Below are 19,761 nucleotides of genomic sequence, written 5' to 3'. Positions count from 1 at the left end.
ATGTAGCTTGATAAATGAAGCATAGCTCTAAAACTCATAAGATGATAACAATCTTGTTTTTTCGTCAATAAAAAATCGCTGAGCGCAGCCAATTTTGTGCGCGTCAGCGATTTTTTAATGAAACGGGATATTAGGCCAAGCCGCTAAATAGTAAAAGCTGTAGCCCAATTAGTGCGATGCCGCCAACAAGATAGTTCCACCAGGGGGTGCTCATGATTGTCAGATGGGTTCGCGGGGCATTTTCAGAAAATCCATGGGAAGTCATAGCCTCGGCTAGATTTTCAGACCAATTTAAGGCGGCAACGATTGCTTTAAATAATAGTTGTGGCGACCAGAAGTGCAACGTGATGCCGCGCATTTGTGCGCTAGATCGGATGATGCTAACCTCGCTGCGAATTTTAGGAACAAAGTTAAAGGCACCGAGCATTCCGTAGACAAAGGTCGTCGGAATATGAGCATTTTGTTCTAATGAGGCTAACGTCGCTGAAGTACTGGTGGAAAAGTTAAATAGCCCGCCTAAAAAGGCGTAGGCGTAAATCCGGCTGGACATGACCCAAGCAAAGTGGACGCTTTGGGTAGTTGAAAAGTAACGAATTGAAAACCAGATACCAACGGCGGGAATTAATGGGACTAGTGCTAAGCGAACGTAAGCTAACACAGGAGCTCGTTGCCATAGCATAGTCAAAATTGAAATCAAAATAATGATGACATTAGCCCATATTACCGCGGTGAACGAAATTTCAACACCGACGATGAGGACTAAAGCTAATAATAGCGTTGGATTCATAATGAAGCCTCATAAGTTAGGTGTTGTTGGTCGAGATTAAGATGAAGATCAGCAAAGGCAGCTACATTGGTCAGCTGATGGGTAATCATGAGGACGGTGCGGCCGTCTTGATGAACCGCTTCCTGTAATAATTTCAACACGGTTTGTTCCGAAATCAGGTCTAAACCAGTGAGCGGTTCATCCAGCAGCAGCGTAGGGGTACCCATAATCAGCATGGATAAAATTTGGAGCTTTTTCTTTTGGCCTTCGCTGAGTGAATAAACGACTTGATCGCCGCGACCGGCTAAGTTAAGTTGCTCAAGGGCTGTAGTTGTTCGCGTGGTTGTCCAAGCCGAACTGACTTGTTGGCGATGGCTCATGGCAAGTTCTTCGGCCACAGTAATATTTAGGAATTGGCTGGTGGCCTGTTGAAAGACTAGGGCAACCTGTTTAGCATAACGTGCGCGTCGTTGCTTGCTTACTTGTTGATCTTGCCAAGTGAGTGAACCGTGATAGTTTTGCAAACGAACGAGGGCGTTAAAAAGGGTCGACTTGCCAGTTCCGTTAGCACCGGTAATGACCGTCAACTGATTAGCGAAAAGGTCGAGCGACTCTTGAATGATCAAGGGACTTTGATGCCCGACAGAAAAATTGTGTAATTTAAATACTGGTTCAAGCGTGGCGGAATCTGGCAATAATAGAGGTTGTTGCTGATGTTGATGCTGGTCAAAGTCAGCAAAGCGTGCCATTGCTTCGGCGTCATCAGCAAGGTGGACGCGCCGTTTTTCCGGATCGAGAATAAACAATTGATTGATCCGCGCTTGGTAATCAGATAAATCGTGATCCGCGATGAGAATGGTTTTACCATGCTGGTCAACAAGCTTGGTTAATTGTGCCAATAAAAAGCGCCGTGCAGCTGGATCAACATTTGCGAATGGTTCATCCAATAAAATGACTTGTGCATTAAGTGCGACAATGACTGCCAAAGATACCTTTTGCTGTTCCCCACCAGAAAGGGTTGTAAATTGACGGTCAGCGAAGGCAGTAACGCCAGCGAATTCAAGTGCCGTTTTTACTCGACTCGGAATGTCAGTTACGGGCACTTGTAAGTTCTCCAAGGTAAAGATAAGTTCTTCACGTGGTGTTTGCATAGCGAACTGTTCACTGGGATTTTGAAACATCATCGAGACGAGTTGTGCGCGTTTGGCGGGAATCATCTCGGCAATGGCTTGCTGATTGACGGTTACCGTGCCAGATGTTTGAATACCAGTGAAACTTGGATATAAACCAGCAATGAGCTTGAGGAGGGTTGATTTGCCAGTTCCAGAAGGACCCGTTAATAAATTGAAGGTTCCCGCATCAATGATCAATGACTGATCATCAAGAATTAGCGGATCCATTTCATCGTATTTAAAAGTCAGGTGAGACAGCTCAATCATTGTCATTAAGATTACACCTTAGATTGATTTAGGATTAGTGACGACTACGATTCAACAATTGTGAGCGGTCAAGCAGGTGAGTGACAGCCGAAACTAGCAACGCGCCAAACACCCACATCGAGATAAACCGGGTGATGAACAATGCGATAATCATCCAAAGATGATACTGATTGTATCCCGAACGGAACAAATCCCAAGTGAAGGTAACGAGCGCCGTGGTCAAGGCGGACAATGTTAAGCTGAACATGTCGTAGCGTCGATATAAAGTAAACGTGAAGCCTAATTCGGAGCCGATTCCTTGGACAAAACCAGAAATCAACGTACTTGGCCCCCATTGACCACCGATGATTGCTTCAACGGCAGCCGCCAAAATTTCACCAATTGTGGCCGCTCCCATTTTTTGTAACATAAAAGCAGCTAGTGGACCGGCCATCGTCCAAATTCCTAGAATGGCATCATTGGCAAATGGTGCTAAGCCAAAGGGTGTTAGCAGTGCAGTTAGGCCGTTGTATAAAAAGCCGGTAACAAAGAAAATAATCCCCATAAAAATGGCGATGATGGTAATCAGGATCACATCTCGCAGATGCCAACTATTAGAACGACTTGTTTGTTGCATAGAAAAACCTCCATTAGGGGCGACCATTGCAATCAATGTGCCCGTCACAGTGAGGACAAAAAAACCTCTCACCAGTGTCGAGCCTGAGTGAGAGGTCGTAAATGTCAATAAGACAAATAATCCGAATTCGGATTACGTAACTCCCTTCGCCGGTATTAACCGGATCAGGTTCAATGGGTTTTATCTCAGCCAAATGGCACCCCAGTTATTATTTGTGAAGCAACCTAAGCGTAAAGGAAAATTTGAAAAAAAGCAATAGAAGAACAGATCAGAGCGTGAGCCGGGCCGTTTTGAGCCCGAGCAACAACTGAAAATCACGGACGGGTGGGTTTCACCCGGTAGTGGTTGCCGGTTGTGTGCAGGGCTCAGGCCTGGCAAACGCGTTTACAGCAAAGTGTGAGCCATCACGGGTGTTAAGCGCTAGTCTCGCGATCGGCGTACAGCCAAGATAGCACTACCAACAATCGGTACAATAATCACACCTGCAATCATCTCAGCGATGCCATTGACGCCAACTAAGGATAATAGAATCCACATAAAAGTCCCACTGTGGGGGATACCTGGGAAGTAGTAACCGAAGCCAGCGATCGTAATCCAAGAAAACAACACGACTAAGGCCGTATTGGTAAAGGAAGCCAAGAATCCTGATAAAGTAAGCGCTAATCCGCGATGTTGACGTTTAACAGCGAGCTCTTGAAAAACATACCCGACCACAATGCCAATCATAATTCGAGGGACAATCGCGGTCACTGGGTTACGAAATAAAAACGCGCCTAGATTATAGACTTGTGTCCACGCTTGAATGAGTGATGCGAGTCCCCAAACCCCACCGATGAGGCCACCCCACCAAGGCCCCATCATAATGGCAGCAATCGCGACGGTAAATTGGATAATTGCGATTTGTAAGCCAACAGCGGTTAAACCGAGGGGAATGTAACCTAAAAAGGGAACCAATACTTGAACCAAGACAATGGCAATAAATAAGGCAGCTAAAACTAAATTACGTGTGTTTGATTTTGTTGCTGTTTTCATGAGCGATTCCTCACTTAATTTCATTTATCATGTGTTGTAATCCCGAGCTGATTAAACAACCAGCATCCGGATGCCCATCACAATGTTATAGAACCATAGGATGACTGACAGCAAACATAGGACACCAATGAACAACAGGGTTAGCCAACCCAGACCAGCGGTAGCACCGGTTGTTAATCCGTAAACGGCGATGAAAAAGAATAACATAAAGGCAAAAATGGCTGGGATTAGTTGGCTCCAAAATGCGTGTGCGGCATGATGGGCGATGTCTCGTTGACCCGCGCCAACAATCCACACAATGAGTGGAAAGATAACTGGTAAGAATAAAATGCTGAGGTAACTAAGCGCGTTAACGATTCGATGTTGCATGATGACACCTTCCCCTAAACAGTTGCCTAAGTTTTGTATACATTCTACGCTAGGGACCGTTCATGTGACAAAGTTTTTTGTTCGTCAGTCATTGTCGTGGAATTGATCAATGATTTGTGGTAGAAACTAACATTGGCTTCAATAAAAACACCCCGCCGTTTTTATCAGCAAGGTGTTTGTTTTAGAGATTATTAGCTGTGTTTAGTGCTTAGCGAACAAGTTTGTCAGCAGATCCATAAAGTGGGCAAGATAACGCGCTTTGTCCACGTCAACCGCGACACGCATGTTGGTCGTCGGATCGTTCAACCGAGCTGTGTCACCGATGGTCCGGCCGATGTCAGCTGGGTTAGCCTCATCGTCGTGGGTAACTTTCATGTTGAGGTCAATGAGCTTGGCATAAGAGTCGTCAATGGAAATGCCAACCGCGAGTGGATCGTGAATGGCACAACCGTTTTTGTCGATGTCTAAGTCATAATAAGCATCGATATAGTAGTCAGTGATGTCGGCAAATTTTTCACCGGCGACAGTGTTTAAATCACGCCACTGCTGTGTTTCTTTCTTAGTGAGTAGCGTTCGTAACGTGACGTCCAAACCAACCATCGTTGCGCGCAATGGTGAACGGAAAACCCGATCCGCAGCGGCAGGATCTTGATTAATGTTGGCTTCGGTAAAGGCGGTTACGTTACCAGGAACGGTTAAAGCACCGCCCATAAATGTCATATTGCCAATCAGCTTGGCAACTTCAGGATCTTTTTGGATGGCAGCATCTAGATTGGTTTGTGGGCCAGTAGGTACGAGAATTAAGTCATCGCCGTATTTGTGAGCAGCATCAATAATAAAGTCAACGCCACTACCACTTTCAACTGGGCGTTTAGCCGCTGGAATTTCAACTTCACCAATTCCATTGACACCATGAATTTTTTGACTGATTTCCATAACATCAAAATGATCAGTTGTACTAGAGTGTGATTCGCCCAAGAAGACGGGTACATCCGTGGCACCGAGTAACTCAAGTAAGTTCAATGAGTTTTCTGCTGATTTGTCAACGAGCACGTTTCCATAGGATGAAACGATCCCAATGAGATCAACTTCTGGTGCAGCTATGGCGTAGGCTAATGCCAACGCGTCATCAACCCCAGTATCAAGGTCAAGAATCATTTTTTTTGTTGCCATCTTGTTATCCCCACAATCTTATGATTTAAAACAGGTAAAACTGTCTAATTACAATTCCATAATAGACGAATGAAAGCCCTTACTCAAGTCGGCTGGGTTAATTCTCATGACATTGTTAACAATTAACGAATTGTTTTGATTAGCCAATTTAGGTTTCTAACGGACTGGCGGCACTAGGTTAAGTGTAAGGAACAAGGTTGGCAAAGCACAGACCTCAGGCTTGGTTAGCTCGATTGAAAACAGCCACTTCCCGCAGTTAGGAAGTGGCTGTTTTCAATCGATCCTTAGTCTAAAAATAGTTTTAGGCGAAGCGTTTGTTGACCCAAGGAGGACCAGCGAGCTGATGTAAATTTATGAAGCCGATAAGTCGTCAACAAAAATATTATTAGCTGCTTTAAAGCTAACATCAATCGTGCGACCAGCGTCCGTTTGAACAGTTATTGGTCCTTCAAATGGCGCATGATTTGTGACGACATAGTCCTGATCGACGGCAAAATTCAGGCTTTCAAGATATTCAAGAAGGTCATGATTATCGACAAAACGCGATAATTTGACCCGCTGACCATCCGCAATCGCGGCTAAGGCAACACGACTACCCTCATCATAATGACCCTCGCGATCAGGAATTGCCCCGCCGTGCGGACAATGTGCTGGATGGTCTAAAAAGACATCGAGTTGGTCGATCATTTGATCGCTGGAACTGTGTTCAAGCTTTTCCGCTTCTTGATGCACGTTGGCCAGCGAATAATTTAATTTATCAAAGAGAAAGCACTCCCATAAGCGGTGTTTGCGAACTAATTCTTCAGCTGCCCGACGGCCTGTGGCAGTTAAGGAAATACCAGCGTATGGCGTATGTGAGACGAGTTTTTCTTCGACGAGCTTATTGATCATTTCTGTGACTGAAGCGGCTGCAATGTCTAAGCTCAAAGAGAGCTGTTTATTTGAAACTTTTTCAGAAACCCCACCTAATTCAAAAATCATTTTTAGGTAGTCTTCCTTCATTGGTGTCATGTCTATCCACCCATCAATTTAGATTTAAGTATGAACTTATTTATAGCCCATTTGGTAGGAAATAACAACTAAGCCAATCGAGAGCCAAGCGTGTTTCTATCAAGGGCTAATTAAGGTGGAAGGGTATGCAAGCATGGGTAAGTGAGATATTTTGAGCCGATTAGTGATGATTTTGAACAGTTGACTTTACGGGAGCAGCGGCTTTAAAAGTCGTGGGCTGAGATAATAACGGTATCAAAACATTAGTCAAGCGAGTAACGCCGGTTATAATTTCAGTGGGTTCTACGCCAGAGAAATTAAGGCGGAAGGTATTCGTTACGTTTTGATGTGCATAAAAGACGCGTCCAGGGACGTAACTAACCTGCGCTTGAGGAATAACGACTTGATCAAGAATATCGGCTGCATTGAATCCTGTGGGCAAAGTGACCCAGATGAAGAAGCCGCCTGTAGGTCGAGTAAAGTGGACGGATTTTGGCATCATTTCATCAAGGGCGTCGATCATCGTGGTTAAGCGTTGGTGGTAACTCGGTAATAGGGTTGCGATATGGTGGTCTAAATCGTTGGTTTTCATAAATTCGTCAACGGCGGCCAACATCAGCGCAGGTGACTCAAGATCATTGGTCTCTTTTAATTGGCGTAATTTATTAACGATGGTGGGACTAGCAGTAACCCAACCAAGGCGCAAGCCAGGCATCAAAATCTTTGAAAAGCTACTGATAAAGATGACGCGACCGGCCCGGTCAAATGACTTAATGGCTGGTAATGGGGAGCCTACATAGCTTAAATCGCGGTAAGGGGTATCTTCTAAGATATAAAAATCGTATTGGTCAGCTAACTGGACTAAACGTTGACGTTTATCAATGCTCATCGTGATGCCAGTAGGATTGTGAAAGTCAGGGACGGTATAAAGCAACTTTATGTGAGGATGTTGGCGTAATGTACGTTCTAACTGATCGATATCGAGACCATCATCAGCTAATTCGATATCGTAATAAGTTGGTTCGTATTGATCAAAAGCAGCCAGTGCACCAACGTAGGTCGGCGCCTCGACGGCAACTTCATCGCCAGGATTAAGCAAAAGTTTGCCTACCAAATCCAATGCTTGTTGCCCACCGGCCGTTAATAAGATTTGGTCGGCACTTGTGGCGATATCAGCCGTTTTTTCCATTCGCTTTGCAAGCTGAGTACGTAGTGAATTGGGCCCCACAACAGTCTGGTATTCAAATAATTGATTGCCTGTTTGATGTAAAACTGAGTTAATCGCAGTCCCCATCCGATCGGTGGGAAATGAATTAGGATCTGGATTCCCAGCTGAAAATTTAATTCCTTGATTGCCTAATTGACCACCAAATAGCTGGGCTAGCCGGCCTTCAGATCCAATTGTCGCGCGTTGTGCAAATTGATTATCCATCAGCATACCCTTCCTTTTTCCAAAGACTTGCAGCCAGTATAACGAGGAATTGCAGTAAATAAAACTCATTTATCTGAAAATACAATGAAACATTTTCACCATCAAGATGACCAATTTGAGCCTTAACGTAGTCAACATGTGGATTGATAATTTGTGATTACAAGTGTAAACTAAGCGTTATTAAATGCACTGGTGAGGAGGTTGTCTTGGTCATGGAAGCAACTGTACAACTAGAAATTAGCGATGCAGAATGGGAAGTCATGCGAATTGTTTGGACGTTAGGCGAATCAACAAGTCGGCAAATTTCAACTATCTTAGCTGATAAAATGGGTTGGAAGTCGGCCACTGTGAAAACGTTATTAGGCAGATTAGTTAAAAAAGGCGCCTTGGCGACTACCAAGGCAAATCAAGCTTTTGTTTATACACCATTGGTCACTGAACAGGCGGCGATGGATACAGCGACGCACGCGTTGTTTGGCCATTTGTGTGAGATGAAAGTGGGCGCGACTTTAGCAAGTTTGGTTGACGACTTGACCTTAAGCCGCACGGATATTGCCCAGTTACAACAGTTGTTGGCAACGAAGGCGGTTGATGCTCCGTCAGAAGTTGCATGTAACTGTCTACCTGATGGTTGCCAACCATAAATGTAAAAAGTCAGTGAGACACCGTGGGTAATGTTTACCGACGGTGTTTTTAGTGTGCTTCATCCCGAGTTATCTACCACTGTATATGACGCGCATCGTCGCTAGGAATAAAAAAACAGGCAGTTGGCTTGACACCAGTCGTTTACAAATGTAAACTCTGGTTATTGATTACATATGTAAACGGGAGGAACACAATGGATAAAATGCCGAAAGACCATGAAATGTCAGGAATGGACATGTCGATGGATCACCATAATATGGACGACCAGATGGACATGCCCATGGGCGACCACGGTATGATGCACATGGGCAATTTGCGCCGTAAGTTCTGGATTTCTTTAGTACTTACATTGCCAATTATTGTGATGACGCCAATGATGGGCCTTAAACTGCCTTTTCAAGTCACCTTTTGGGGGAGTGATTGGCTCGTTGCGATTATTGGAACGATTCTTTTCATTTACGGAGGATCGCCGTTTTTCTCTGGCGCTAAGGCAGAGTTAAAAGAGCGCAAACCAGCGATGATGTCGTTGATTGCAATGGGGATTTCGGTGGCCTACATCTACAGTATTTATGCCGTCATTGCCAACGATCTCTTTCACGTTCGTCCAATGGTCACAAATTTCTTTTGGGAACTAGCCACGTTAATTGTGATTATGTTGCTTGGTCATCGTATTGAAATGAATGCTGTGATGAATGCTGGCTCAGCAGTCGATTCGCTGGCTAAATTACTTCCCGATGTTGCCCATAAAGTGGTTGATGGGCAATTACAAGACGTCAAGGTTGCTGACTTAGTCGAGGGAGATCAAGTTTCAGTTAGGGCTGGTGAACAAATTCCGGCTGATGGTGTTTTGATCAAGGGGAGTACGTCAGTTAATGAGGCGATGGTAACTGGTGAATCCAAACAAGTGACGAAACAAGCTGATGATTCAGTGATCGGTGGTGCCATCAATGGGGATGGGACATTTGAAATGCGTGTCACTGGTACGGGTGCTTCGGGATATTTAGCGCAAGTGGCTAATTTAGTGACGAATGCTCAACAGTCGAAGTCGCAACAAGAAAATATGGCCGATCGCGTGGCGGGGACCCTCTTTTATGCGGCGTTATCTGTGGCCATTGTAGCCTTTGTTACTTGGTTAGTTGTTGGTAATTTGCCATTGGCATTATCAGTAGCCGTGACAGTTTTAGTGATCGCTTGTCCGCACGCCTTGGGGTTAGCGATTCCGTTGGTAGTTGCCCGGAGTACATCTATCGCTGCCCGTAATGGCCTGTTGATTCGCAATCGAGATGCCCTCGAGCGGGTCAAGACCCTAAAGTTTGCGCTAATGGATAAGACCGGAACCTTAACTGAAGGCGATTTTAAAGTTAATGCTGTCGGGAGTTATGATGATCAGCGATCTGAAGATCAGGTTTTAGCGCTGTTAGCTGGCTTGGAGTCCGGCTCTAGCCATCCATTGGCGGTGGGCATTTTACGTGCGGCAAAAGCCCAGAATGTGACACCGGCTACTATTAATGATGTGACCCAGATCACTGGTGCTGGTTTGTCAGGCACTTGGCAAGGTCAGTCGATCCAGCTTGTTTCGGCGGCCTATTTAACGAAACAACAGATCACCTTCGATCAACAGCAATTTGATTCGTTAGCGAGTGCGGGTAATTCAGTTAGCTATTTAACCATCAATGGCCAATTGGCAGGCTATGTGGCGCAGGGTGATGAATTAAAGCCGGCCGCTCAAGAACTAATTGCAACTTTGAAACAACAGAATATTACCCCAGTAATGTTGACTGGTGACAATCAGCAAACTGCCGCCAAAGTTGCGGCTCAATTGGGGATTGAAGAGCTACATGCCCAATTATTGCCTGAAGATAAAGAAAAATATGTTCGTGAATACCAGCAACGTGGCGCAGTGATGATGATTGGCGACGGTGTCAACGATGCGCCAAGCTTGGCACGAGCAGAAGTCGGCATTGCGATCGGTTCAGGAACCGACGTTGCGATTGATTCAGCTGATGTTGTTTTAGTCAGGAGCGATCCACATGATGTCGTGGAATTTTTGGAGCTGGCCCGCAAGACGACTGGCAAGATGACCCAAAACCTTTGGTGGGGCGCTGGATACAATATTTTAGCGATTCCTTTAGCCGCTGGAATTCTTGCGCCACTTGGTTTTATGCTTGATCCGATGGTTGGGGCGATTTTAATGTCGTTAAGCACGGTAATCGTGGCAATTAACGCGATGACCTTGAACATCAAGCAACCAATGGAAAATCAAGCTTAGAAATGATAGGACGGAGAGCGGGACACAAGTCGGTAAGTGAGGAGCACTAAGGTCGAACTACGAATGATAATGGTTTATTCATTGTCTGCAGTTTGCTTTTAGGTGGAATCACTTGACTTATGTCCCGCTTTTTGGCTGTTTAGGTTGGAAATTAAATTCATATTTTAGTTTTGTCCCAGACTCGTCGTTTTGATTATTTAACTTGAAAATAGAATTCAGATTTTGCGCTGGTCCTAACTTTTTGTGTTTAAGTTTGTCAATTTTGTGGGTTAGTGGAACTTGTTGTAAAGCGGTTTGGCTGTTTGCCCCGTTTAGCTAATAAAATTAGTTCGATTAATTGAACTAGGAGAAAAACGCTAGCTGCGATCAAAATTGTCATCATATTATAAGTGGCTGCGGTCATCTGCTTTTGCTTAATGTGTTCAATTACCTGAATGAGCTTAAAGATGATGACACTTGTGATTAGAAAGCGACTAGTCCAAAAAGCAATTGGCCAGCCGGCGGACCAATTAAAGTCGTGGAAACGTCGAATGGTTAAGGCTAACTTAGGGATAAGTGTTACGAGTAAGAATAAGAGTGCTATCCCTAAAAAAGCATTTGTAATCACGCTGTTATCACCGCCAGCAAATAGCCAGTGGTTAAGGTGAGGGTTGCCGGTCCCAATACGAGCGGTCGGATGTTGCTTATAATCAAAGGCACGTATATTTTGGGGAATCTGTAATAAGAGTTCAATTGCTAAGTTAATCAAAAAAACGCGCCAAAATTCACCACGACTTGTAGTCCCTGAGAATTTGAACGCATGCTGCCAAAATCGTTTATAATCCGTGATCCACATGTTAATTTCCCCCTCTAATGGCATGCAGAAATTATACCATGAGGTGAAATCAGCAATGGTTAATCCTTCCTTAAGGCGGTGAGATTAGTATAATGGGTTATATTAATTAATGGGGGAAGAAAGAGGGCCAATTTAATGCAATTTGAACGTTATCATCCAATCATGACCGCACATTACGTGCTGGACTGGTTGACGATGTACAAGGTTAAGGACATCTTCGCACTTCGGCATGACGAGACAGTGGCTGCCATGATTGGCCGCAATGTGGACGCGGATTTAATGACTACGACGACTTACGTTAACCGAACAATGAGTCAAGTAATGAATAATGAGGCTTTAATTTGGGGCATTGGGGACAAACTAACTCAGCAATATTTAGGCACATTTAGTTTCCTTCATTTTGACACAAATAGGACTGTCGCCGAGATACAGTTTGAATTATTACCTGTGATTCAACAACATGGTGTGATGACTGAAGTCTTAACCCATATGATGTCATTTGCGTTTGACGAATTGAACTTAAAACGCTTACTGGCAAATGTTAGTGAGGAAAATCGTGCTGCTTCAGATTTATTAATTGCGCAGGGGTTCAGTGCTGTTGACCACGTCGGTCGTGTACTGGTTTATGAGTTAATTGCTGACCAACGATAGTTCAAAGTGAAGCAGCCGTCTAAAGGGATAGATTAACTAACGAGATGATTTGCGTGTTGATTAATGCTTGAACATTAGTTATTGGGATAAATTGAAAGATGGACATAACCTGCCGGTGGGTTTAATCTTTCACTGAAAAGGGCTAGACTGAAGTCAGCGAGCTTTACACCGAGCCAATCACTTAGCGACGCCCGTTGTTGATTCATTACAAAAGAGGCGATAACAATGGCTAAATTGAGTAAGGAAGAACGGAAAGCGTTGATCGAAAAAGCAGAAGAAGACCGTGCTAAGAACCCTAAGCCAGCTAACAAAGTGTCCGGGTTTGCCACGATTGATGCAGATGCCCAAAAGCTAGAAGACGAGAATTAATTAATTCTCGTGGATAAAAACATCACGGACTTGAGTACTCATTATGAGTGACTGCTTGCCCGTGATGTTTTTTAGTTTACTTTGTTTTTCAAGCCGCACTCATGTGCTGAGCTTTTCTTCGCTCATTGACGCAAAAATGCGTATACTGACGGTAAGCAACTTACCTGAAGTGGAGGTTATTGATCATGGTATGGGATGCAATTGCGTTAGCACAACAGGTTCGCCAAGGCGATGTCACCAGTGAAGAACTTGTTCACCAGGCTTTTGCGCGCATTGACGCGGGTAACGACCAGTTAAATGCGGTTGTTTCAACGCGGCGAGAAGCGGCCTTAGCAGAAGCCCATCAGCTAATTGACACGGGCCAGCCCTTTTTAGGAGTGCCCTTATTACTTAAGGATTTGGGTCAAAATTTAAAAGGTGAGCCAGCAACATTGAGTTCGCGACTTTTTAAAGACGAAGTCGCCGGTGAAACAGACAACTTCGTGGCTGCACTTCAAGCAGCCGGTTTCATTATTATCGGTCAGACTAATGCTCCTGAATTCGGGTTTAAGAACATTACTGATCCAGTTCTTTATGGTAAAACAGCGAATGTTTGGGATCATGAGCGATATTCAGGTGGCTCATCAGGTGGCGCGGCAACAAGTGTCGCAGCTGGGTTCGTGCCAGTAGCTGCTGGCAACGATGGTGGTGGTTCAATTCGAATCCCCGCCTCATTTTCTGGCCTAATCGGATTAAAACCAACGCGTGGTCGGGTTCCAGTTGGGCCAACGGGTTGGCGAGGTTGGGGTGGGGCATCCATTAATTTTGCTTTGACTCGTTCTATTCGCGACACGGCGACATTATTGGATTGGCTACAAACGTATCAACCAGCCGCGCCATTTTCGACACCCATCAACTTGCAAGGATTCAACGATCAGTTATGGGACCAACCCCATGAACTGACGATTGCCTATTCGACCAAATCACCAGTAGGCACGCCTGTATCGAGTGATGCTGTTAAAGCTGTGGAAGATGCAGTTATCTTTTTAAAACAGCAAGGTTATCATGTTGTGGAACAAGCAAATCCATTAGATGGCTTGGCATTAATGCGTTCTTATTATCAAATGAATGGTGCAGAGACAGCTGCAATGTTTGATGAAGTTAGTCAGGCGCTAGGTCGACCACTCGTGATGGATGATATGGAACGACTAACATGGTTGATTTATCAGGCCGGTTTGGGCGTAACTGGCGCCCAATATAGTGCAGCAATTAGTCTATGGGATGCAGCAAGTGCGCAAATGGACGTGTTTCATGATACGTATGATTTATACCTCACGCCAACTACTGCACACCCGGCGCCGCGTTTGGACAATCCACTAGTCGATCCAGATATTGACGCCCAGATTGATCAGGTTGCCCAATTGGCACCAGCCGATCGATTACAGTTGTTATGGGATTATTTCGAACAAGAATTGACCCAATCGCCGTTTACCCAACAAGCAAATCTGACCGGTCAGCCAGCGATTAGTTTACCCACACTGCTGACAGAGAAGAATTTGCCATTAGGAATTCAATTCACCGCCCGTAAAGGTGAAGAACTAACCTTGTTGCGAATCGGGCGTTTATTTGAACAAAATAACCTATTACATTTGCCAAAAATTAATGATTAAGTAGAAAGAGACGATCATGGCTGAGCAGAATTATGACTTAACGATCATTGGTGGCGGCCCAGTAGGGTTATTCGCCGCTTTTTATGCTGGTTTACAAGAATTACACACCCAAGTCTTGGAAAGTTTACCAGACGTAGGGGGGCAAGTAAGTGCGTTATATCCAGAAAAGAAAATCTTAGATGTTGCGGGTTTTAGCGGCATCAGCGGGCAAGAATTGGTTGATCGCTTGCGTGAACAAATGACTTTATTTCCGGTAACGGTCAAAACGAGTCAGACTGTCGCTAACATTAGTGGGCAGTTGGGTGATTTTACTATCACGACTAATGGTGGCGTGACACACAGTAAAGCCATTCTTATTACCACTGGTAACGGCGCCTTTACACCGCGTAAACTAGCTGTTGAAAATGCGGCATCGTTTGAAAACGAACATTTATGGTACTTTTTACCGAAGCTAGCTCATTTCGCGAATCATGACGTCATGGTCGCTGGTGGCGGGGATGCGGCTATTGATATTGCCTTGATGATTGAACCGGTGGCCAAGCATGTCTACTTGATGCATCGGCGTAATGAATTTAGAGCATTGCCACATAGCGTCACCAGCTTGAATACTTCCAGCGTTGAGCAAATGACACCGTATCTAGCTCAAGGATTAGCGGCCACGAGTGATGGGCGGCTGGACGTCGACTTGAAAGAAATGAAAACGGATCATCATCGTACCATCACGGTTGATGATTTAGTCGTCAATTTCGGTGTTATTTCTGATCATGCGGTGTTTGAAAATTGGGAGCTACAGTTTGAACAAAAGCACCAACAAATCGCCGTAGATTCCACCATGCAAACTAGTGTTGCTGGTGTCTATGGGGCCGGAGATGCAATTAACTATTCAGGTAAAGTGGCCCTGATTGCGACTGGTTTTGGTGAAGCTGCCACAGCTGTCCACAGCGCAGCCTTTGCTATTGATCCACATCATCATGGACCAGTTCACAGCACCTCGGTTCATTTGCCAGACAAATAGATGAGCGCAGGGCTCGGATCAATCTGGACTAAGCTCCCCGTATTTTGATTATTGATGTAACTGGGGTTCTCGGCTAAGGATGTAGACCAGTAAGCCAAGGGTACTTAAACCGATTTGTCCGATTGGAGCTAATTTAGCGCCAATCAGCAAGCACATCAGGACGCCACCTTGCCACAATAAAGCCTTTGCTGACTTTAGTTGCCAGTTATTCCAATTTGCTAGTCCTTGGAGCAGTAGAAATGTCATCACAGCAAAAATGCTAAACCAAATTTGGATGCCAGAATGATGTGGCTCAGGCAGATAACTTAAACTAAAGATGAGTCCTGTTAGGACGAATAACCAGAGAGTATGGAGTAGTCGAAATAAGAGTAGTGGCAGGTAGCTATGTCCATGAATGTGCAAGTTGTCCATCAACATGTAGTAGAGCCACCAGATGGCAACGACGAACAGCAGACTGATACAGAAGAGTAGAATGGTTTTCATAGTTGTTTCTTCAATACCATGGTCAATCAAATCGGCAAGTGCTTCCCCCAAAATGATCATCGTGAATTGACCAAAACGCTCCAATAAAGACGCTGAAATTTCAAAGGGAAGTTGACGTTTTATCGATTCGCGATCAAATCGCCGCCGCGTGAAAAAAGGCGTACCAAAATCAATGATAAAAACGCTCCATAAAATGGCAACTGACACCGTGGGGTTAGCGACGATTATTGCAATAATGAGGAGTATGCCAGCGCCACAGTAATATCTGACATAGGGCCAAGAGGTGACTCGATGATCAGGATCAAAATGCCCGGTGGACCACCAAATATAAGTAATAAGTGTCTGAACGACCAAATAAGTCCATAGAAATCCGGTCCAATGATTTATGAAAATAGCAGGTAGAAATACTGCGACCAGGCTAATTGCGAGCACCTGACTGAGCAGTAAGACCGTGGTTCTGAGACTATCATCGCCATGCAAATCATAATACCAAGCGATGTTTAGCCAACTATTAAAAATCAGCATGAAGGCTAGGGTAAAAGTCATAACGCCACTGAGAGTCCAATGGGTGGCGAAATTCACGGTGATTAGATGAATAATGGCCACATAGGCTAAATCGGAAAATAACTCTAACCAAGAGATTTTACGATCACGAATTTGATGAGTGACTTTGCGCGGCGCGCGCCACCATTGAAAGAATGAATTTTGCATTGATTATGGGTCCTTTTAAAAAGTTTGAAGTAAAATGGTGGGATTTATAATGATAGTTAAAATTTACCGCGATTTTGAGGATAAAACTACGCTAATGTACAAAAAATCGTTATAATCAAACACGTGATGGGTGCGTCATTAATTTCAGCATTGATCACACTTAATTTGACATTTGAGAGGATGTGCCCACCATCAAAAAAGTAATGAGTTGGATTTGGCCGGTTGTGATCGGGGTGTTAATCGCCTTCCTTGTACAGTGGTTGTTTGTGGCCCACGTGCGGGTTGACGGTCCATCAATGGAGCCAAATCTACAAAATAACGAAAAGGTTTGGGCGTTTAAAATGGCGCCAATTCGTCGTGATCGAGTGATTGTCTTCAACGCGTACGGTGTTGATCCACAAGCGACCGACCACAACATTAAGTATGTTAAGCGGGTGATCGGACTGCCTGGCGATGAAATTGACTATCATGCTGATGGTAAGTTATATATCAATGGGAAATACGTCGCTCAAAACTATATTACTAAGCAGCAACGGATCGCAGGAACCTTAAGCCCATTACCTCATTCAGGTAGCAAGTATCAAGGCTTTACGCTAAACAGCTTAAGCTATGATCAGAATTGGACGAAAAATGCCGGTAAAAAGCGGGTGCCTAAGGGAATGTACTTTGTTTTAGGTGATAATCGGGCTGTTTCAAATGACAGTCGCTATTACGGGTTTGTTCCGAAAAGCAAAGTTGTGGGCGTTGTGAAGGCTTATCCATGGGCAGCACATCATGAAGAAATTAATGTGAAATGAATTTTTTAAAAACGAGAGCGGGATATAAGCCGGTAAGTGACGAGTATTAAGGGTGCACTTACTTGACTTAGGTCCCGCTTTTTTGCTATTTAGGCTAGAAGTGAAATTTAGATTTTGGCTTTTTTTCAGCTCCATTTTTGAGTGCCATTTTTGTCTAAATGTGAGGCAGACGCCTCTGAACACCAGCTGGCTGGCAGCAAGCAATTAATGCCTAACAAAAGGGAATTACATTTTATCTGCAGAACCAGGAAAACAAACAAGCTCGCTTCCACGTTAATGGAAACGAGCTTGTTTTCTTCAAAAGATGATCAATGAATCTATTGACCCTTACTATTCACTTCAGGGGCATCAGTATGATATAAGTTTTCAATCGATTTGTCGCCGTTTTGACTAAAGAGTGAAGTACTACCAACACCACGATCACGTTCAATTTGTTCAGCTCGTTGTAAGCCTTTAGTATATTTATACTTGGCTGGGTCAACCGGAGTGAACCCTTTTGGATCATAGAAGCGCAACAAATTTTTTTGATTGAGTGAATCAGAGAGCGATAATTCTTTGTCGACTTTTGTCTGGTCGGCAGTCACTTGTTTCTTTTGCGCTGCGGTGAGTTTGGCAACTTGGCCCGTTTTATTGTCGTAAACTGTGCCAGACAATGAGGTGTATTTTGGCGTTACAAAATCTTCATTTCTGAAAGCGACGACTTGATCGTGTTGCTTGGAAAAGAGGTCAGTGCCAAATTGCACGTATTGTTTGGTGTTAATTCCGAGCAGATGAAGTAAAGTTGGCTCGACATCGATTTCACCGCCATATTGGTGTTCGATCTTACCATGGCCATTACCAGGGATGTGGACCATAAATGGGACACGTTGTAGTTGAGCATCGTCAAACGAAGTCCAGTCTTCAGCATTTTTACCAAGCACAGGAGCTAGACTCTTGTTTTCAGAATTAGAAATGCCATAGTGATCACCGTAAATAACGATCATTGATTTATCATAAAGCCCAGAAGCTTTGAGGAAGTTAAAGAGTTCTTCAACTGACTGATCCAAATAATGATTGGTGATAAAGTAATTATTAACAACTGAGCTATCCGTATCCGTCGTCTTGAAGTTGGGATCTTGATCTTCTTTATCGAGATCAAAGGGGAAGTGGTTGGTTACGGTTAGGTATTTGACATAAAACGGTTGTTGCAGGTGTTGCAAGTATTTGACTGAATCATCAAAGAGTAGTTTATCCTTTAAGCCATAGCCTTCAGAACGATCACCACTATGGTCGTAATACTCCTGGGCAAAGAAATATTGATAGCCTAAGTTAGGATAGACATTATTTCGATTCCAAAAGCTAGGTACATTTCCGTGAAAGACGGCGGTGGTGTAATGTTCCGGTGATTGTTCAAGGATGGCTGGTGCAGCCTGGAAGGTTTCGTCACTACCGAGTTGGGCGAAAAGTGAACCTTGGGGTAGACCATACGTGCCGGTTTCGAGCATGTTCTCTGCATCGGATGTTTTTCCTTGACCAACTTGGTGGAAAAAGTTGTCAAAAGCATAGGTGTCCTTAGAGTGATACAGACTATCAAGGAATGGCGTAACTTCTTTTCCATTGATTTTTTGATCAATGGAAAATTGTTGGAAACTCTCCAGATGGATGATAATGACATTGCGACCCTTAGCGGCGCCAAACATTGTTTTATTAGGTGCGGCATAATGAGATTTAGTGAAGTTGGTCACTTCTTTGAGTTCTGACTTGGTTGCCGCAGCGCGCATCGCTGAGGTATGCCACTCACTAGCACCGTCGTAAGCCGTGAAGAAGTCCAACCCTAGGTATTTAACGACGTAACTGCGGTCAAATGTTCGCGTCATGAGTTGTGAGCGATCCACCTCTGCGACGGCTAAGTTAAAGGTAATCATTGCGATGGCAAAGGAAGTCATAGCAAAGCCGGTTTTTTTAGGCAGAGGGAGTTTGTCAAATCGAAGCCAACGAACGATAAATAATGTGAGGATGACGATGATATCCAGCCAGTAAAGCACGTCATGAGGCATTGTCAAAGCCAATGAGCTACCTGATAATCCTTGGTTGACTTTGTCATAGCCGGTCATAGTCGACACAGTCATGTAGTCGGTAAATTCTCTAAAGTAGATCACGTTCAAATACAATAGGACAGTGTTTAAAATGTACGTTAGTCCGAGAATCGGATAAAAATAACGGGCTTTGCGCGCATAAAAGGCCAGTCCAAATAATAGTAGGCTAGTGCCAAGGGGGTTGATGAGCATAATGCCCCCTTGAAGTGGGTCACTGATTGTTAAATGAAAGTCAATGATATAGGCCAACATAGTCTTGGCCCAAAACAGAAAAATCAACAGCCAAAATAGGCCAATTCGAGTATTTAGTTTTGCTTGCAACTTACGCATCGCATTTCTTTCCTCGTTCCGGTTCGTGATTAACATCGATTAAGTGTACCACGTGAGTTGGTGACCAAGATAAAAACAGCTTGTGACCTTACATAAACTTTAAATCGTTGACCGT

18 protein-coding genes and 1 riboswitch are annotated in these 19,761 nt (G+C 44.2%); of the genes, 7 read left to right on the top strand and 11 right to left on the bottom strand.

The window, feature by feature from the left end:
- Nucleotides 1-130: 130 nt before the first annotated feature.
- From ACYQ0Y_RS05470 to ACYQ0Y_RS05435, 8 genes are all read right to left on the bottom strand, one after another.
- Nucleotides 131-787: an energy-coupling factor transporter transmembrane component T family protein gene (locus tag ACYQ0Y_RS05470; RefSeq protein ID WP_407884805.1), complete on the bottom strand. Its 657-nt coding sequence runs from the start codon at nt 785-787 to the stop codon at nt 131-133.
- Nucleotides 784-2,211 carry an ATP-binding cassette domain-containing protein gene (locus ACYQ0Y_RS05465; protein ID WP_407884807.1) on the bottom strand — a complete coding sequence of 476 codons (1,428 nt, stop codon included), beginning with the start codon at nt 2,209-2,211 and terminating at the stop codon, nt 784-786. Before ACYQ0Y_RS05465 ends, ACYQ0Y_RS05470 begins: the two co-directional genes overlap by 4 nt.
- A 28-nt stretch (nt 2,212-2,239) precedes the next feature.
- On the bottom strand, nt 2,240-2,821 hold the full coding sequence (locus ACYQ0Y_RS05460; RefSeq protein WP_407884809.1) for an ECF transporter S component: 582 nt from the start codon (nt 2,819-2,821) through the stop codon (nt 2,240-2,242).
- 124 nt (nt 2,822-2,945) lie between these two features.
- Nucleotides 2,946-3,035: riboswitch (TPP riboswitch) on the bottom strand.
- A 206-nt stretch (nt 3,036-3,241) separates the two neighbouring features.
- A complete protein-coding gene (locus tag ACYQ0Y_RS05455) occupies nt 3,242-3,853 on the bottom strand; it encodes an ECF transporter S component (protein WP_407884811.1) in 612 nt (203 codons plus the stop codon).
- Nucleotides 3,854-3,904: 51 nt separating this feature from the next.
- Complete coding sequence (locus ACYQ0Y_RS05450) at nt 3,905-4,222, bottom strand: magnetosome magnetite crystal formation protein family (protein WP_407884813.1); 318 nt, start codon at nt 4,220-4,222, stop codon at nt 3,905-3,907.
- 201 nt (nt 4,223-4,423) lie between these two features.
- Nucleotides 4,424-5,395 carry a nucleoside hydrolase gene (locus tag ACYQ0Y_RS05445; protein ID WP_407884815.1) on the bottom strand — a complete coding sequence of 324 codons (972 nt, stop codon included), beginning with the start codon at nt 5,393-5,395 and terminating at the stop codon, nt 4,424-4,426.
- A gap of 351 nt (nt 5,396-5,746) precedes the next feature.
- A complete protein-coding gene (locus tag ACYQ0Y_RS05440; protein ID WP_407884817.1) occupies nt 5,747-6,406 on the bottom strand; it encodes a metal-dependent transcriptional regulator in 660 nt (219 codons plus the stop codon).
- Between the two features lie 160 nt (nt 6,407-6,566).
- Nucleotides 6,567-7,817: an aminotransferase-like domain-containing protein gene (locus ACYQ0Y_RS05435; RefSeq protein ID WP_407884819.1), complete on the bottom strand. Its 1,251-nt coding sequence runs from the start codon at nt 7,815-7,817 to the stop codon at nt 6,567-6,569.
- Between the two features lie 212 nt (nt 7,818-8,029).
- On the opposite strand from ACYQ0Y_RS05435, the gene ACYQ0Y_RS05430 reads away from it, so the two are divergent.
- A complete protein-coding gene (locus ACYQ0Y_RS05430) occupies nt 8,030-8,461 on the top strand; it encodes a CopY/TcrY family copper transport repressor (RefSeq protein ID WP_407884821.1) in 432 nt (143 codons plus the stop codon).
- A gap of 221 nt (nt 8,462-8,682) precedes the next feature.
- Nucleotides 8,683-10,731, top strand: a complete 2,049-nt coding sequence (locus ACYQ0Y_RS05425; RefSeq protein WP_407884900.1) for a heavy metal translocating P-type ATPase — start codon at nt 8,683-8,685, stop codon at nt 10,729-10,731.
- Nucleotides 10,732-10,987: 256 nt separating this feature from the next.
- On the opposite strand, the gene ACYQ0Y_RS05420 is transcribed toward ACYQ0Y_RS05425, so the two are convergent.
- Nucleotides 10,988-11,566, bottom strand: a complete 579-nt coding sequence (locus tag ACYQ0Y_RS05420; RefSeq protein ID WP_407884823.1) for a DUF805 domain-containing protein — start codon at nt 11,564-11,566, stop codon at nt 10,988-10,990.
- 135 nt (nt 11,567-11,701) lie between these two features.
- Between ACYQ0Y_RS05420 and ACYQ0Y_RS05415 the strand changes: the two genes are divergently transcribed.
- From ACYQ0Y_RS05415 to ACYQ0Y_RS05400, 4 genes are all read left to right on the top strand, one after another.
- Nucleotides 11,702-12,217: a GNAT family N-acetyltransferase gene (locus ACYQ0Y_RS05415; protein ID WP_407884825.1), complete on the top strand. Its 516-nt coding sequence runs from the start codon at nt 11,702-11,704 to the stop codon at nt 12,215-12,217.
- 225 nt (nt 12,218-12,442) lie between these two features.
- Nucleotides 12,443-12,586 carry a hypothetical protein gene (locus ACYQ0Y_RS05410; RefSeq protein ID WP_407884827.1) on the top strand — a complete coding sequence of 48 codons (144 nt, stop codon included), beginning with the start codon at nt 12,443-12,445 and terminating at the stop codon, nt 12,584-12,586.
- 185 nt (nt 12,587-12,771) lie between these two features.
- Nucleotides 12,772-14,235: an amidase gene (locus ACYQ0Y_RS05405; protein ID WP_407884829.1), complete on the top strand. Its 1,464-nt coding sequence runs from the start codon at nt 12,772-12,774 to the stop codon at nt 14,233-14,235.
- Nucleotides 14,236-14,251: 16 nt separating this feature from the next.
- Complete coding sequence (locus ACYQ0Y_RS05400) at nt 14,252-15,250, top strand: NAD(P)/FAD-dependent oxidoreductase (protein ID WP_407884831.1); 999 nt, start codon at nt 14,252-14,254, stop codon at nt 15,248-15,250.
- 48 nt (nt 15,251-15,298) lie between these two features.
- Here the strand turns inward: ACYQ0Y_RS05400 and ACYQ0Y_RS05395 are convergent, their stop codons facing one another.
- Entirely contained in the window at nt 15,299-16,444 is a 1,146-nt protein-coding gene (locus ACYQ0Y_RS05395) for a low temperature requirement protein A (protein ID WP_407884833.1), read from the bottom strand.
- A gap of 182 nt (nt 16,445-16,626) precedes the next feature.
- Here ACYQ0Y_RS05395 and lepB point away from each other — a divergent pair, with 182 nt between their 5' ends.
- Nucleotides 16,627-17,241, top strand: a complete 615-nt coding sequence (gene lepB / locus ACYQ0Y_RS05390) for a signal peptidase I (RefSeq protein WP_459935461.1) — start codon at nt 16,627-16,629, stop codon at nt 17,239-17,241.
- Nucleotides 17,242-17,558: 317 nt separating this feature from the next.
- Here lepB and ACYQ0Y_RS05385 read toward each other — a convergent pair whose 3' ends face one another.
- Nucleotides 17,559-19,646, bottom strand: a complete 2,088-nt coding sequence (locus tag ACYQ0Y_RS05385; RefSeq protein WP_407884837.1) for an LTA synthase family protein — start codon at nt 19,644-19,646, stop codon at nt 17,559-17,561.
- Nucleotides 19,647-19,761: the final 115 nt, after the last annotated feature.

The sequence above is a fragment of the Furfurilactobacillus curtus genome, from assembly GCF_054657915.1.
The sequence above is the reverse complement of the archived record's forward strand: the minus strand, read 5'-3'. Positions and strand labels throughout refer to the sequence as shown.